We start from the raw sequence: 14,464 nt of genomic DNA on the forward strand, positions 1-14,464 counted from the left end.
AATCCCCCTATCATAATTTCCTTTATAGACACCATCTTGCCACACCTGTTATCCTATTACAAGTTGTTGTTTATCCTAGTATAATGAATACCAGAATGACCACCACTACCAAAGAATGGATGAAAAACGGATGAATCATCAGACCAGATTGCAGGCTTTATCTACTTTTTTGAAAACACAGCGTGCCAAAATCCTGCCCCAGTCTGTCGGACTTGCTCCTGGTACACGCAGGCGCACACCTGGCTTGCGCAGAGAGGAAGTAGCCCAGCTGGCAGGTGTGAGTGCAACCTGGTATACATGGCTCGAGCAAGGACGGGATATCAAGGTGTCACCCTCCGTTTTGGACGCGGTCGCGAAAGCATTGCAGCTGACTGTTGATGAGCGAAAATACCTCTATGCACTCGCGATGGAAACAGGTACAGGGGTCATTCTCCAAAAGGAAGAGGCTCATCAGATCAGTCCATCTCTTGCGCGGATCTTGCGAGAGCTGCGCTCATGTCCATGCATCATCTCCGACAGACGCTTGCACATCGTCGGATGGAATGAGGCTGCCTCACACGTGTTTATGGATTTTGAACAAATCCCGTATGAGCAGCGAAACATGCTGCGGCTGTTGTTTACACGAAAAGAGTTTCAACGTCTGGCCGTGAATTGGGAGCATTTTATGAGCGGCTTTCTCGCCATCTTCCGTGCCTATTACGGCCAGTATGTAGAGGATGAATGGTACGAGCATTTTTTAGCAGAAATGAAAGAGGTGCATCCTGATTTCCTCGCTCTCTGGGAAAAAAGTGAAGTCAGCTCCGCTCCTGAGGTTTTGATTGAATTTCGTCATGCAAAAGCTGGAAAGATGCTTTTTCATCTGACGTCGCTACAAGTACAGGGCAGTGCAGATTTGCGCTGTAGTATTTATACACCGGACCCAGACTCTGCTACCGAAATGAAGCTGAGACAACTCATGGAACGGCCCGAGCAATCGAATGGCGCATACGCAGAAGAAGCCTGACCACAGTGGCCAGGCTTCTTGGTTCTTCTTTCGTTTAGTGATTGACGATGCCTACTCGTGCTCCTGCTGCTGCATGATTGTCGGCTTCCACGCAGCCTTCCTTCCACAGCATGTAGCGAATACTGTCCGCTAACGCTTCCCAGCTCGCTTCGATCACGTTTGTAGATACCCCAACTGTACTCCATTTTTCTCCGTTGCTTGCCGATTCGATCAAAACGCGAACCTTTGCCGCTGTTGCACCATTTTCGTCCAGTACGCGTACCTTGTAATCGGCGAGATGCATATTGGCGATGCATGGATAATAAGATTCCAGCGCTTTTCGCATGGCATTGTCGAGCGCATTGACCGGACCGTTGCCATCTGCTGCGGTATGGACGGTTTCGCCGTTGACGCTCAGCTTGACCGTAGCCTCGGATGTGATGGATTGCACAGCCGCTTTTTCCATCAAAATTTTGAACGAGTCGAGCGTAAACAGGTTTTTCAGCTTGCCAGCAGCTTCCAAAAGCATCAAAGTCAGTGAAGCTTCTGCCCCTTCATACTGATAGCCCTGGAACTCGCGCTCTTTAATCCGGGTAATGACCTCACGTGCTTTTTCACGATCCAGCGAGAGATCGATCTCCAGCTCTTCCATTTTTGCCAGCAGGTTGCTTTGACCAGCCAGCTCGGAAACGAGAACACGGCGCTTGTTGCCGATATTTTCCGGCTCGATATGCTCATATGTTTTTGGATCGCGCAGAACAGCACTCACGTGGATTCCACCCTTGTGCGCAAATGCACTATGTCCAACAAATGGTTGATTGTTTGGCAGGGTCATATTGGCGATCTCAGCGACATAACGAGAAAGCTGCGTCAAATCTTGCAGCTGTTCGTTCGAAATACAGGTGAACCCTAGCTTCAGCTGCAAATTCGGAACAACAGAGATCAGGTTGACGTTTCCACAGCGCTCCCCGATTCCATTGATCGTGCCCTGCACCTGCGTGGCGCCCGCCTGAACAGCTGCAAGCGCGTTAGCAACGGCTACACCACTATCGTTGTGCGGATGAATTCCAATCGGGACACGTAGCTGACTCACAGCGCTCTTCACAATATCATACACTTCATGTGGCAGGCTTCCGCCATTTGTATCACACAAAACGATCCAGTCTGCGCCCGCTTCCTCAGCAGCTTCGAGTACCCGCAGGGCATAGCGAGGATTTGCCTTGTAGCCATCAAAGAAATGCTCTGCCAAAAAGAGCGTAGTCAAGCCTTTTTCTTTGAGGAAAGCGACGGAATCAGCCACCATCCGTATGTTTTCTTCCAATGTCGTTTTCAGCGCGTCTGTAACATGCAAATCCCAAGACTTCCCGAAAATCGCCGCTGCCGATACACCACTGGCGATCAGTGCCTGCAAATTATCATCCTCGGAAGCTGCTACGTTCGGACGACAGGTACTTCCAAAAGCAGTGACCTTGGCATGTTTCAGCGGAATCTCCCGGACACGCTCGAAAAACGCCATGTCCTTTGGATTGCTGCCTGGCCATCCGCCCTCGATAAAATCGATACCAAATTGATCCAGCCGCAGTGCGATCTTTATCTTGTCTTCCACTGACAGGCTGATCCCTTCTCCCTGCGTACCATCTCGCAGGGTCGTATCATACAGATACACCTTGCTCTCCATGTCTCCACCCATTTCCGCTAATTTAAAGTAAACCTCTATCGAAGCCTCTGCATGAAAGTGCGACCGCATTTTAGCGGAAAGTTTCCATGCGTTCCGGAAATCATAGGCATTTGAGCCTAGAAATCCTTAAATTTTCAGAATAATCCCACCATTTAAAACTTTGGATGTTACCCAGTATACCATAGCCCAATTGGAAAGAAAACGCGCGAAATTACTGGTTTTTTCTATGTCCGTGGGTGGCGGACAAAAGCTGCCGTTTGCTCGATTGCTGCCTCGAGCTGAGGCGAAGTTCCCGAAAACGGATGACGCGTGTTAAATGTATGATCGGCGCCTTCTATCCAGTGCAGCTCACTGTTTTTGGCAACCGCGTGCAGACGTTTTGCACCCTCTACCAGACGGACAAAATCTTTTTCGCCAATGATGATGCAAAGAGGCTGTTGCATCGCAGAAACCTTTTCCAAAAGGTCGTATTCCTGCGCATTATTATCCACATCATCAATAACTACATGTGTAATAGGCATGTTTTGACCTGTACGTGCATTCGGTATGTAACCCACTCCGTTTTCCCCGATTTGCTGGCGCAGCTTCTCATCGAATAAATTGACATGAGCGATTCCGTTCCAGGTGACGATGCCTGCAATATGCGGATTGCCTGCACCAAACAAAATGGCATCTCCTCCGCCCTTGCTATGCCCGAGTACATATAGTTTTGTTTTGTCTACATAGCTTGGCAACGGAATTTTGCCTGCTGCAATCCATTCCGTCAGCAACGTTAAATCGGCAATCTCCCGGGCATATGTATTGCGCCCGAACTTCTCCAGCTCGTCAAAATCAGTCAGGCTCTCCCCGACGCCATTGCAGCTGAAATTAAACCGAATTGTGGCAATCCCCCGCTTTGCCAGCTCCTCGGCTACATACGGAAAGCTGCCCCAATCCTTAAAGCCTTTGAAGCCATGGCAAAAAATAAGCAATGGCTGAGCTGCCCCTGCTGACTCCATAGCGTGAACATCCCCGCGTATTGTCAGATCTTCTCCTGCTGGAATGGAAAAGGTAGTATGGCTCATCGTTTCTTCCTCCTTCATAGATATATATCCCTATCACGTTTCTTCTAGTATGCTATGTTCCCTCCCTAAAAGAAACAACTGCAAAAGAAAAAGACCCTCTCCACTAGGAAGGGGAAAAATGGTTGTGTTCGTAATGATTAATGGAATCCTAAATTAGGAGATGATAGGGTTGAAATGGTTTGGGCGGGAATGTTTGTCATACTATACCGTCCCATTTATCAAATCGATTGTTTTGTTTAACTAGGTTCATTTCCAAAACTGCAACCAAAAGAGTTAACTTTCGTTAGCAGACAGTATTGAAAGCGTGGTGTATGTTAAAGTTGCCCGTTGTAATAGCTTTCTTATCCGTTGATGGAACGCCGTGTGCGATGAAAGTCGCCCGCACGGTGTAGGCTCGGACGAAAACCCTAAAGAGAAGGGTATAAGTCGAGAATAGCGAACCACCAGCAACTGCTAGCATTATAAGTGGGGGTGACATGACTATCATCACTATTCGTTTTGATAAAGCTTTATCCGCTGAAACACTAGCTAAGCAAAAAGTGGTAAAATCGTTTGGATATGCGGATGGAGAATGGGGCGGTGGCTTAGTCAACTTCATCATGTGGGATAATTCCAATCCCGACAGCCCACTCCTAAGCATTTTCACCAGCTTGGGTGTATCTCTTGAGCCAGGGAATTACGTTACTTTTATTGATGGAGCAATAAAGGATATTCATGGAAATACTATTACTCGAACAACACCGTAAATGCTAAATCTATCAACTGCCCTCGGAAATCCCGGGGGTTATTTTTGTTGTCGGAACTACGGCATTTAGAACAGGGAGAATAAAGCATGAAAAGCCTTTTGAAAATGATGATTGGTTTGATATTTGCTTTTTGGTCCTTTACGCTGATGAGTGTTATTGGCTTTATAGGGTCTGGAGCTATTATTTTCTTTTCAATTATGATGCAGCGAAATGCTCGTGATCTGCCTTGATCACTGACTGATAGGCCCTCCACCCTCCCCTTTCAACACCCTCTAGCCTGATTTCTTCAGGATAACGTACTCTCGTTGCCACAGAAAAACACCTCCAAGTTGTCGCCATATTTCAGACATGGTCGCATTATCTTGAAGGTGTCTTGCTTTGTTTTACATTATGGGGTCAGTCCCGAAGATCCTAGAAAAGCTTGAGGGATGGTTCTCTCTCTTCTATTTGATCAGCCAGGTATAATGCGTACTCCAGCGGTCTGCGTACCGCTTGTAAGTATCGCTTATGCTGTCCCAGCTGTCGAAAAATTTCCCTTCCCGGCTTGGGATTAATCTCGATGATCCATACTTTTCCGTTCTTATCGATTCCGAGATCAAAGCCAAACTCCATCATTTTCCCGTAGTGCTGCTCGATTCGCGACACCGTTTTCAGTGCCAGCTCCTTGCACTCCACGATGATCCGCTCTGCTTCTTCCCGGCCGAACCGATTGATCAAAAAAGCTGCAGCCGGCACCGCTGATCCTCCTCCGTGAAGATTGGAGGTCGAGGAACGACTGGCCCCTATGCGCATCCCCATGCCTGTAAGTCGCCATTCCCCGGTGCCGTCCTTTTGTACCAGCAATCTGGCATCGATTGTTCTTCCTGGAATCAAGGAAAGCTGGAGCCCTTGCTGCAAAAAGAACTGCTCGTTTCCACTTTTTTCGGATCTCATCCAGTCTTCCAGCCGCTTGCATAGCTCCACGAGAGAATACAGCCTTTCCCTGCTTTTCGCCTGCTGCTTGGTCCTTCCGTGCAGAATGTACCCGTTCGCTTGTCGCTCTACGCGCAGAATGCTCCGGCCTCCCGAGCCATTCGTCGGTTTCAAGTACACCATCTGATGCTGCAGCAACATGGTAAACAGCGTCTCCTTGGAATACGGGCATGTCTCGGGCAACCATTGCTGAAGCGCTGGGTCCTGCACCAGAACTTGATGAACCCGATATTTATTTGAGAAGCGGCTATTCGCATAGCGAAACCAGGGCTGCTTGCGAAAAGGCAGATAGATGCTATGCTTGGCTAACGGATAATAGCGATAACGGTCAATCACGATGTCGGGCCAACCGTACCATTCACTGGTCCAGCCCGTCTCCTGCGGGACATAGCCTCTGATTTGGCGGATCGAAAAACGGACATCCTGCGGACCAAACACGAAGACCTCCGCGCCCATCTTTATTCCTTCCTTTACCAGCCGGCTCAGAAAATCTGGTTCAACAAATCCTGTTTCTCCTCGGTAGGTTAGTATGCCAATCCGTTTCCTCACCGGGGGCACTCCCCTCCTTTGTGTACATTCGCCCTTTCTCCCTATCAGTTTATGGCTGAAACCAAAAAAAAGCGCCTTTACCCGTGATAGGCAAAAGCGCATTTTCATAGGTTAGCCCTGATGTTTTTCCAAATAGTGAAGCGCTGTACGTCCCAATAGCTCACCAGCAATCAGCATGCAATCCTCGTCAATGTCGAAGCGCGGATGGTGATGGGGGTACTTCGCCAATTTGTCCGGATTGCCAGCCCCTACGAATAAATAGGCGCCTGGAACCTTTTCCAAATAATACGAAAAATCTTCTCCACCCATGAGCGGCTTCATCGGCTCTACCCGATCTGCCCCAAACGCTGCAATTGCGGCTTCCTCGGCAATTTTTGCTTCTTTTTCATTATTAATAACGGCTGGATAACCACGATCGTAGAGAACCGTCGCACTACCACCGAGCATAGCAGCTGTCCCCTCTGCAATCTCTATCAAACGTTGCTCTGCACGGTCGCGAACCTCTGGCAAAAACGAGCGAACGGTTCCTGTAAGGCGGCAGCTGTCAGCAATGATATTGTTGTTATCCCCGCCCTGAAAAGTCCCTACAGTCACAACTACACTTGCCAGTGGACTGACGTTGCGGCTGGCAATCGTCTGCAAACCGCCTACGATTTGCGACCCGATCACGATAGAGTCAACCGTTTCTTCCGGTACCGCACCATGACCTCCCTGACCCTTGATATCGATCACGAAATCATCCGTGTTTGCCATAATCGGTCCTGGGCTAATAAATACTTTGCCTACAGGCAGCATGGACCAGAGATGGACCCCAAATACCGCATCGACGCCATCTACCGCTCCATCCGCAGCCATCTGAATCGCTCCACCTGGTGATTCTTCCTCCGCATGCTGGAACAAGAAGCGAATCTCACCAGCAAACTGGTCGCGTCGAGGTGCCAGGACAGAGGCTAGTCCCAACAGCTGGGAGGTATGTGCATCATGACCACAAGCATGCATCACACCGGGTACTGTCGATTTGTACTCGACTTCTTTTTGGTCTTGAATCGGCAACGCATCGAAATCAGCGCGCAGGGCCACTACTGCTCCTGGCTTGCCGCCCCGTAAAACGCCTACTACTCCGCGACCACCTACACCTGTGCGCACTTCATCAAAGCCAAGTCCCGTCAAAATTTCTGCAATCATGGCAGGTGTTTTCTCTTCTTGGAAAGACAATTCAGGATGCTGATGCAGATGGCGTCTCCAGCTAATGATTTGTGGCTCCATCTCTGCCAGCAGCTCGTTTAATTGTGCTTGTAAAGACATCGCGTTTCTCCTCCCACATGCTGCTCTTATCGTTTCTCGTACACTTATCATAGCAGAAACGAAAGAGAAATGGGGGCTTGACTAATCGAGCGGCAAGAGACTTCGCTTTCTTTTTTCAAAGCTGGAAATGGCTGTGATGCCCGCGCGTTTGAGCTGTGCATGCGCTTCATCGAGATGCTGACCTACCTGATCGGGGAAAAACGCGTTTGAAGAAGTCGTAATCGGCACCTCGTGATGAGCGAGAATTTCCAGCATCCGCAAGCTCGGAGAAATCTCTCTCATCGGAGAAGAGAGGTAGCCTGTGCTGATTTCCGTCGCCACATCCCATCGCCTGAGCGCTCTCGCTACACGCTGGTAGTAAGCCAAGAGGGCTGTCTCATCAGGGCGATAACCAAACAGCTTGATGCCATCGATGTGTGCGATGACGTCAAATAGTTTGCTTTCGACAGCTTGCTGCACCAGATCAAAATACCGGCCATACAAAACAGGCAAATCCATTCTCCCAAACTTGTCCTTTGTTTCTGGATGATGAAAGCCCCAGCCCTGAATAAAATGAACGGAGCCCATGCAAACATCCCAAGGGTAGGCTTCTATCACATGAGCAAGCTCACTTTCTGCACCTGGAAAATAATCGAGCTCGATGCCAATCCGCAGTTCTACCCCATCGTCATGCCAGCGCTGCTTTTCTCCCTGCAAAAAAGCCGTATACGCATGCAGGGAATCGTTCATGACGCGATCCAGCCAACGACGCTGTATTTGTCCCAAGCGATCCTCCGAAAGATGCACATGCTGCTCATATAGCTCCCTGAGCTCTGCAAACCTGTACATGTGCTCAACGATACATACTGCCTCAATCCCCGTTTGCTTGGCGTAAGCGCGGTATAGGTCCAGCCATTCCCGTGAATAGGGACCTTGTCTGAGCCGTTTTGCAAGCTGTCCAACCATTTCGTACGCCCATTCTCGTCTGCCCCCGTCTTTCTCATCGCCAAGCAACGACCCCAGCGTTTCAGTGAGCTGATGCAGCCATTGTGACGAGTACGGACCTTCCTCTAGATGCACATGAAAATCAACTCTCATCCCGATCCCCTCCATGGGATTGTCCACAGCTATTTTCTATTGTTTTTATGCTGAAAAAGCAGGACATATGTCGCATATCTACAGGAGGCAAATCATGCCCAGAGAGTGTATAATGGAAAATGGAATAAAAAGGAATTTTCGTAACTCATTGGAACGATTCGCTTAAAGGGGGACTCGTCATGTTGTGGATGGTTTTGGGAGGCATTATTGCTTGTTTTCTCGCTCTCGCCTACGTCAGCAGTCTGATGAAGCAAAACCGCTATGGACAGCCGGATCATTTCTCAGGAGAAGGTTTACCTGCAACACACACGAGTGCGACCGACACAGAAGCAAGAAACGTGAATCAGTCCGGAGACAGACCTTGATGGGGAAAGGGAGAATGGACGATGGAGGCATACGCACAGCTGAGAGAAGGCTGGTCGCGGGTTCATGATGTAGCGGTAGATGCAGAAAGCCTTTTGAACCTGCATGGCTTTGAGCATACCGCCTCACATTCCAAGCGTGTAGCCGAGGAGGCAGCTCGTTTGGCAATCCGTTTTGACGTTGAACCGCTGGGCGCCAGGACAGCTGGATACTTGCACGACATTAGCGCGGTTTTCCCGAATCATCACCGGATTGCGATTGCAGAAAAGCTCGGCATCGAGATTTTGCCCGAGGAGTACGTCTTTCCCATGATCATTCATCAGAAAATTTCCAAAGCCATGGCCTGTGATTTGTTTTCCATTCAAGATGAGGCCGTCTTGAATGCCATCGAGTGCCATACCACCCTAAAGGCCCAGCCCTCTCGCATGGACCTCGTTCTGTTTGTCGCCGACAAGATCGAGTGGGATCAAACAGGCACACCTCCCTATCTCCATGCGCTCTTATCCGCATTGGACAAATCCCTGGAACACGCCGCTCTCGTCTACCTCACCTATTTGTGGGAGCAGCGGGAGAAGCTAAGGGTTGTACATCCTTGGTTGATAGAGGCGTATCGCTACCTTTGTCAAACCATCCATGTGTAGAAAGCAGGTGAACAACTGTGAGTCATGTAGTCGATTACTATTCCTTCTTTGTAGAAAAAGAATGGACAAGACTTGATCGCGAGCCACTTGAGTTTCTCATTAACTGGCACTACATGAAGCAGCACTTGCCTGGATCAGGTACTGTGCTGGATATTGGTGCAGGCCCTGGAAAGTATTCCTTGCAGCTAGCCAAAGCAGGCTATCGGATAACCCTTGCTGACCTCACTCCCAAGCTCGTGGACCTCGCTCGTCAAAAGGCAACCGAATTTGGATTGCTGCATCAGTTTCAAGGCTTTCATGTGGCAGATGCACGCGATCTCAGCCATTTCCCAGATGAAGCTTTCGATGCCTCTCTCATGCTTGGCCCCATGTATCATCTGCAAAAGGAACAAGATCGTGCTGCGGCGGCAAAAGAGCTACACCGTGTTACCCAAAAAGACGGAATCGTTTTTGTCGCCTTTCGCTCGAGATCCAATCACATCATGTCTGCATTCATGGCTCCAGAAAACTGGAAGCCACATCATCAAATAGATGCCATCCATGATTTTTATCAGACAGGAATCTTTGATCATACAGAGGAGGGACGCTTCACAGGTGCCTATTTCTATCCTGTCGATGAAATCAGCCCTTTTATGGAATCTTTCGGTTTTCAAACAATCCAGTTGATTGGTTCAACGAACATTGGAGCCGTTTTGACTACGGAGCACTGGCGTTATTGGCAGGAGCGCGGAGAAGCTGAGAAAGTCATCCAGTTATTGATTGAAACAGCAACTGATCCAGCTCTGCTCGGGATGTCTTCCCATCTGCTTTATATCGGGAAGAAGGCTGAGAGTTTTCCTCGTTAACCAAATAGACCTCTTCAACAACCATACAGCTGTTTTAAGAGGTCTATTTCTTTTCCCATCTTCAGTGCCATTCCGGCAACTTATTTCTTCCGATCAAACGTATAAAACGTATGCGGAACCTGGTTTTTCTCATCCACAATTCCTTCGCGCTTGTCCACCATGGTGTACGCCTCGCGATCCCACTCCGGGAAAAACGTGTCGCCCTCTGTTTCCAGATCAATTTCGGTAATGTACAGGCGATCTACATTATCGAGGAACTGTCGGTAAATCTCTGCTCCACCAAAAATGATGACGTCTCCAAGCGCCATTACCTCTTCTTTTGTATGGACAACCTCGACTCCATCGGGCTTAAAATCGCGGCTTCTCGTCAGTACGACATTGCGACGATTCGGCAGTGGCTTTCCGATCGATTCGTATGTCCTGCGGCCCATGACAATCGTTTTGCCTGTCGTTAATTCCTTGACGTTTTTCAGATCAGCAGGTAGATGCCATGGCATGTCCCCGTCCTTGCCAATCACCTGGCCACGTGCATAAGCGACAATCAGGCTGATCATACAGCCACCTCACCCTTGATATGCGGATGCGATTCGTAGCCCACGATTTCAATATCATCGAAGGTAAAATCAAAAATCGAAGTTACTTCCGGGTTGAGCTTCAGCTTTGGCAAAGCCATCGGTTCGCGGCTGAGCTGCAGCTTGACCTGCTCCAGATGATTTGTATACAGGTGGGCATCTCCGATTGTATGAACAAAATCTCCGACCTCCAGCCCTGTTACATGTGCCATCATATGCGTCAGCAAAGCGTAGCTTGCGATGTTGAACGGTACGCCCAAAAACGTGTCGGCACTGCGCTGATACAGCTGGCAGGAAAGCTTGCCATTTGCTACGTAAAACTGAAACAACAAGTGGCATGGTGGCAACGCCATTTTATCCACTTCAGCAGGGTTCCACGCACTGACAACCAAGCGGCGCGAATCAGGGTTGCGCTTGATCTCGTCAATCACCCATTGGATCTGGTCGACGGTTTTGCCGTCACGCCCTGCAAAAGAACGCCACTGCTTGCCATAAACTGGTCCCAGATCACCATTCTCATCTGCCCATTCGTTCCAGATGCGCACGCCGTTTTCTTGCAGATAACGAATATTGGTATCTCCTGACAAAAACCACAATAGCTCATGAATGATCGATCTTGTGTGTAATTTTTTCGTTGTCACCATTGGGAAGCCCTCGCTCAGATCAAAGCGCATTTGATGACCAAAAACGCTAATCGTCCCCGTACCTGTCCGATCTTCCTTGGTGACTCCCTCGTCCAAAATTCGCTGGCACAAGTCCAGATATTGTTTCATCTCGCAACACTCCTTCCACCCATCTATACTAAACCAAACTGCAGCAAAATTGAATGATGAAATCCATGCTATAATGAGCAGGATAGTTATGGGATATGCACCGTATTTTAGAAAGAGGGCAGGATGGTCATGGATGATAGAATGACGACTTCAACAAAGCCGATTTACAAGCAAATTGCAGAGCAGATTGAGCAGCGAATCAGTAGTGGAGAGTTTGGGCCAGGCAGCTTTTTGCCATCAGAACGCTCCTTGGCCAAAGAGCTTCACGTCAATCGGTCGACGATTGTCGCTGCGTATGATGAATTACAGGCATCCGGGGTCGTTGAGCGCAGACAAGGAAGCGGAACGCTCGTAAGCCGGGATATATGGGGATTGGCTCGGACACGCGTGCCGAATTGGCGCCATCTGACGGAGACTGGCTCGTTTCGGCCGAACCTGCCCTTGATTCAAAAAATTCGCCGGGAGACACATGAGCACGAGCTGATCGATCTGGCAAGCGGAGAGCTGTCACCTGATCTCGTCCCCCATGCTGCTATCAAACAATTAATGACCGCAGAGGACTTTCCTGTTCATTTGGGCTATGAGCATCCGCTTGGGAACTGGTCACTGCGCGAAACCTTGACTGGGCACATGAAAACGTGGAGAAGTATCGATGCTCCTCCCACCTCCATCTTGGTCACTTCCGGCGCACAACAGGCGCTGCATCTGGTTGTCCAATGCCTGCTCAAGCCAGGTGATGCTGTAGCCATCGAGGAGCCTTCGTATTGCTACTCCTTGCCGCTGTTTCATTCTGCAGGCTTGCGCACGTTTCCCCTTCCCATGGATGAGGAGGGGATCGATCCGGATCAGCTGGCGGACCTGCATCGCAAGCATCGGATCAAGATGGTCTTTCTCAATCCAAACTATCAAAATCCGACTGGTACGCTGCTGTCACTCTCACGGCGCAGGCGACTGCTCCAGATCTCGGCTGAAAACGGCATCCCGATTATCGAGGATGATCCCTATAGTCTGACGTCCTTTGCTCATGAAGCCGTCCCTACGCTCAAATCACTCGACAAGCATGGAACGGTTCTCTACATCAGCTCCCTCACCAAAATCGTAGCGTCTGGCCTGCGTATAGGCTGGATTATCGGACCACAAACCGTCATCGAGCGATTGGCTGATGCCAAGCAGCAATTCGATTTTGGGCACAGTATCTTTCCACAATGGCTCGCTGACCGCTTCCTGCAATCACCGGATTTTGTCAGCCATATCGACAAGCTGCGCACACAGCTGGCCATCCGCTGCGACCAGCTGGCGTTTTCTTTGCAAGACCAGTTCGAGGATCAGGTAAAGCTGATCACTCCTGAGGGCGGCATCCATTTATGGTGTCAGCTGATAGGAGAATGGAGTGAGCAGCGCCTGCTAACCGAATCGGTAAAACGTGGAGTCGTATTCGTCCCTGGTCATCTCTTTGGCGCACAAAAAGGGTTTGTCCGCTTCACATTTGGGCGTGCCCAGCTTGAGCATCTCCCTGAGGCTGTCTCCCGTTTTAAAGAAGCTTTCACTTCCAGTGGATGAGCAAAAAAACCTTGAAGTGGATGACCATTTTTTTCGTTGATCGTTATATGATCGAGGAAAGAAAACATAAGCATCTCCATATATGATCACCGGAAGATGACTGTCATCTACAGAAAGGACGGATACATGACTATGTCAGTTACGCCATTTATTATTGCTGTTTTCGTTTTGGTCTTCGTCGCTTTCGTCTTGACGTTTCGCATCGGACTTAATCCGGAGGAAGCCACTCAACGGAGCTTTGGCCATCGTTCCCGTAATCTGCTTTATATTTACGGGATCGTTACCCTGATTTTGCTGATTGCCTTGTCTGTTTACCTCTATAATCTTTAGCCGCAACAAAGACGCCGTCCCATCAATTTGATGAGATGGCGTCTGGATTATCGAGAGGGATAAGTCACCCGGTTGCTTTGTCAGAATCCATTTCTAACTACTTGCGAGCTACATTTGCTGCCTGCAGTCCCCTTTGCCCATTTACGATCTCGAACACAACCTGCTCGCCTTCCTCCAGATTGCGATATCCCGATCCAGTGATGGCGGAATAGTGAACGAAAACGTCTGGACCTCCATCTCTCTCAATAAAGCCATAGCCCTTTTCCTTGCTGAACCATTTTACTTTCCCTTGAATCATTGTGTTTCCTCCCTGTAATCAATGCAGCTCTTACGCTTACCCCATCATATGCGGATGCCGAGAAAGTGGAGATACACGAAAAGAAAAAAACCATGGGAGGGGTGCTCCTGCATGCAAAAATCGTTTCCGGTCAAATATATGCGCGTATGATTATATCTTGAAACGTTTTCTTATCCGATTCGTAAATAAGGGTAAGAGAGAAGGGAAAAAGGGGTGTTTTAGAATGATGCGCAAGGCATTCATCGTGGTGTGCGCGCTGATGCTTACAGCCTGCTCAGAAATATCCGAAGGAATCCAAACAGCAGAGCAGGCTGTAGAAACAGGGAAGCAGGCCATTGAAACGGGAAAACAGGTGGTTGAGGCTGGCAAACAACTCGCCGAATCAGAGGTAGCTCAACAATTAAAAACGTATTTACAGCAAAAGTACGATTCCTCGGAAGCATTGCGCAAAGCGATGTTTAGCGGGGATGGCAAGCTGTTGACAGAAGAATTGCAGAAAACGGAGCTAGCCAACTTCAGCTTTTACAAATCGGATATGTTCTCGGTTGAGTACAAGGGCCAACTGAGTGGCGACGGTACATTTAAGGTCGTAAAACAAGATTTGAAGAACCCGGGTGCTGAGCCGACTGTTGTAAAGGAGTTCAAGGTAAGCTTGGATAACAGTGGTCAGGTTCAAGTAGAATAAGCTGCGACGTAACCCCCTTTGTTG

Annotated in this window: 17 protein-coding genes; 9 read left to right on the plus strand and 8 right to left on the minus strand. The window is 49.0% G+C overall.

Going from position 1 to position 14,464, the window contains the following annotated elements:
* Positions 1-130: 130 nt before the first annotated feature.
* Positions 131-1,003: a helix-turn-helix transcriptional regulator gene (locus tag ADS79_RS32590; protein ID WP_049742649.1), complete on the plus strand. Its 873-nt coding sequence runs from the start codon at positions 131-133 to the stop codon at positions 1,001-1,003.
* Positions 1,004-1,037: 34 nt separating this feature from the next.
* On the opposite strand, the gene cimA is transcribed toward ADS79_RS32590, so the two are convergent.
* Positions 1,038-2,660, minus strand: a complete 1,623-nt coding sequence (cimA, locus tag ADS79_RS32595; protein ID WP_049742804.1) for a citramalate synthase — start codon at positions 2,658-2,660, stop codon at positions 1,038-1,040.
* Between the two features lie 224 nt (positions 2,661-2,884).
* Positions 2,885-3,724: an alpha/beta hydrolase gene (locus ADS79_RS32600; protein ID WP_049742650.1), complete on the minus strand. Its 840-nt coding sequence runs from the start codon at positions 3,722-3,724 to the stop codon at positions 2,885-2,887.
* Positions 3,725-4,200: 476 nt separating this feature from the next.
* Here ADS79_RS32600 and ADS79_RS32605 point away from each other — a divergent pair, with 476 nt between their 5' ends.
* On the plus strand, positions 4,201-4,470 hold the full coding sequence (locus tag ADS79_RS32605; RefSeq protein ID WP_049742651.1) for a hypothetical protein: 270 nt from the start codon (positions 4,201-4,203) through the stop codon (positions 4,468-4,470).
* An 86-nt stretch (positions 4,471-4,556) separates the two neighbouring features.
* Positions 4,557-4,700, plus strand: coding sequence for a hypothetical protein (locus ADS79_RS35790; RefSeq protein WP_162839561.1), 144 nt, complete (start codon positions 4,557-4,559; stop codon positions 4,698-4,700).
* Between the two features lie 181 nt (positions 4,701-4,881).
* Here the strand turns inward: ADS79_RS35790 and ADS79_RS32610 are convergent, their stop codons facing one another.
* The 3 genes from ADS79_RS32610 to ADS79_RS32620 all read right to left on the minus strand — a co-directional run bounded on the left by ADS79_RS32610 (position 4,882) and on the right by ADS79_RS32620 (position 8,373).
* Positions 4,882-5,991 (minus strand): YheC/YheD family endospore coat-associated protein, encoded by a 1,110-nt coding sequence (locus ADS79_RS32610; protein ID WP_049742652.1) that lies wholly within the window; start codon positions 5,989-5,991, stop codon positions 4,882-4,884.
* A 111-nt stretch (positions 5,992-6,102) separates the two neighbouring features.
* On the minus strand, positions 6,103-7,296 hold the full coding sequence (locus ADS79_RS32615; RefSeq protein WP_049742653.1) for a M20 metallopeptidase family protein: 1,194 nt from the start codon (positions 7,294-7,296) through the stop codon (positions 6,103-6,105).
* Positions 7,297-7,377: 81 nt separating this feature from the next.
* Positions 7,378-8,373 (minus strand): histidinol phosphate phosphatase domain-containing protein, encoded by a 996-nt coding sequence (locus ADS79_RS32620; protein ID WP_049742654.1) that lies wholly within the window; start codon positions 8,371-8,373, stop codon positions 7,378-7,380.
* A 179-nt stretch (positions 8,374-8,552) separates the two neighbouring features.
* On the opposite strand from ADS79_RS32620, the gene ADS79_RS32625 reads away from it, so the two are divergent.
* From ADS79_RS32625 to ADS79_RS32635, 3 genes are read left to right on the plus strand one after another with little or no spacing between them, the layout of a single operon-like run.
* A complete protein-coding gene (locus ADS79_RS32625; RefSeq protein WP_049742655.1) occupies positions 8,553-8,738 on the plus strand; it encodes a hypothetical protein in 186 nt (61 codons plus the stop codon).
* A gap of 21 nt (positions 8,739-8,759) precedes the next feature.
* Positions 8,760-9,377, plus strand: a complete 618-nt coding sequence (yqeK, locus tag ADS79_RS32630) for a bis(5'-nucleosyl)-tetraphosphatase (symmetrical) YqeK (RefSeq protein ID WP_049742656.1) — start codon at positions 8,760-8,762, stop codon at positions 9,375-9,377.
* 17 nt (positions 9,378-9,394) lie between these two features.
* Complete coding sequence (locus ADS79_RS32635; RefSeq protein ID WP_049742657.1) at positions 9,395-10,222, plus strand: class I SAM-dependent methyltransferase; 828 nt, start codon at positions 9,395-9,397, stop codon at positions 10,220-10,222.
* 80 nt (positions 10,223-10,302) lie between these two features.
* On the opposite strand, the gene ADS79_RS32640 is transcribed toward ADS79_RS32635, so the two are convergent.
* Complete coding sequence (locus ADS79_RS32640; RefSeq protein WP_049742658.1) at positions 10,303-10,776, minus strand: dihydrofolate reductase; 474 nt, start codon at positions 10,774-10,776, stop codon at positions 10,303-10,305.
* Complete coding sequence (locus ADS79_RS32645) at positions 10,773-11,567, minus strand: thymidylate synthase (protein WP_049742659.1); 795 nt, start codon at positions 11,565-11,567, stop codon at positions 10,773-10,775. Before ADS79_RS32645 ends, ADS79_RS32640 begins: the two co-directional genes overlap by 4 nt.
* Before the next feature lie 129 nt (positions 11,568-11,696).
* Between ADS79_RS32645 and pdxR the strand changes: the two genes are divergently transcribed.
* Positions 11,697-13,127: a MocR-like pyridoxine biosynthesis transcription factor PdxR gene (pdxR, locus tag ADS79_RS32650; RefSeq protein ID WP_049742805.1), complete on the plus strand. Its 1,431-nt coding sequence runs from the start codon at positions 11,697-11,699 to the stop codon at positions 13,125-13,127.
* Between the two features lie 126 nt (positions 13,128-13,253).
* Entirely contained in the window at positions 13,254-13,457 is a 204-nt protein-coding gene (locus tag ADS79_RS32655; RefSeq protein WP_236700178.1) for a hypothetical protein, read from the plus strand.
* 97 nt (positions 13,458-13,554) lie between these two features.
* Here the strand turns inward: ADS79_RS32655 and ADS79_RS32660 are convergent, their stop codons facing one another.
* Entirely contained in the window at positions 13,555-13,755 is a 201-nt protein-coding gene (locus ADS79_RS32660; protein ID WP_049742661.1) for a cold-shock protein, read from the minus strand.
* Between the two features lie 223 nt (positions 13,756-13,978).
* On the opposite strand from ADS79_RS32660, the gene ADS79_RS32665 reads away from it, so the two are divergent.
* Positions 13,979-14,440, plus strand: a complete 462-nt coding sequence (locus tag ADS79_RS32665; protein ID WP_236700179.1) for a Slp family lipoprotein — start codon at positions 13,979-13,981, stop codon at positions 14,438-14,440.
* Positions 14,441-14,464 lie beyond the last annotated feature (24 nt).

Origin of the sequence: Brevibacillus reuszeri, assembly GCF_001187725.1 — a bacterium.
GTDB classification, from domain to species: Bacteria; Bacillota; Bacilli; order Brevibacillales; family Brevibacillaceae; genus Brevibacillus; species Brevibacillus reuszeri.

Coding starts and splice junctions, on each gene's coding strand:
- ADS79_RS32590 (WP_049742649.1), top strand. CDS start 131: ATGAATCATCAGACCAGATTGCAGGCTTTATCTACTTTTTTGAAAACA.
- cimA (WP_049742804.1), bottom strand. CDS start 2,660: ATGGAGAGCAAGGTGTATCTGTATGATACGACCCTGCGAGATGGTACG.
- ADS79_RS32600 (WP_049742650.1), bottom strand. CDS start 3,724: ATGAGCCATACTACCTTTTCCATTCCAGCAGGAGAAGATCTGACAATA.
- ADS79_RS32605 (WP_049742651.1), top strand. CDS start 4,201: ATGACTATCATCACTATTCGTTTTGATAAAGCTTTATCCGCTGAAACA.
- ADS79_RS35790 (WP_162839561.1), top strand. CDS start 4,557: ATGAAAAGCCTTTTGAAAATGATGATTGGTTTGATATTTGCTTTTTGG.
- ADS79_RS32615 (WP_049742653.1), bottom strand. CDS start 7,296: ATGTCTTTACAAGCACAATTAAACGAGCTGCTGGCAGAGATGGAGCCA.
- ADS79_RS32620 (WP_049742654.1), bottom strand. CDS start 8,373: ATGAGAGTTGATTTTCATGTGCATCTAGAGGAAGGTCCGTACTCGTCA.
- ADS79_RS32625 (WP_049742655.1), top strand. CDS start 8,553: ATGTTGTGGATGGTTTTGGGAGGCATTATTGCTTGTTTTCTCGCTCTC.
- yqeK (WP_049742656.1), top strand. CDS start 8,760: ATGGAGGCATACGCACAGCTGAGAGAAGGCTGGTCGCGGGTTCATGAT.
- ADS79_RS32640 (WP_049742658.1), bottom strand. CDS start 10,776: ATGATCAGCCTGATTGTCGCTTATGCACGTGGCCAGGTGATTGGCAAG.
- ADS79_RS32645 (WP_049742659.1), bottom strand. CDS start 11,567: ATGAAACAATATCTGGACTTGTGCCAGCGAATTTTGGACGAGGGAGTC.
- pdxR (WP_049742805.1), top strand. CDS start 11,697: ATGGATGATAGAATGACGACTTCAACAAAGCCGATTTACAAGCAAATT.
- ADS79_RS32655 (WP_236700178.1), top strand. CDS start 13,254: ATGACTATGTCAGTTACGCCATTTATTATTGCTGTTTTCGTTTTGGTC.
- ADS79_RS32660 (WP_049742661.1), bottom strand. CDS start 13,755: ATGATTCAAGGGAAAGTAAAATGGTTCAGCAAGGAAAAGGGCTATGGC.
- ADS79_RS32665 (WP_236700179.1), top strand. CDS start 13,979: ATGATGCGCAAGGCATTCATCGTGGTGTGCGCGCTGATGCTTACAGCC.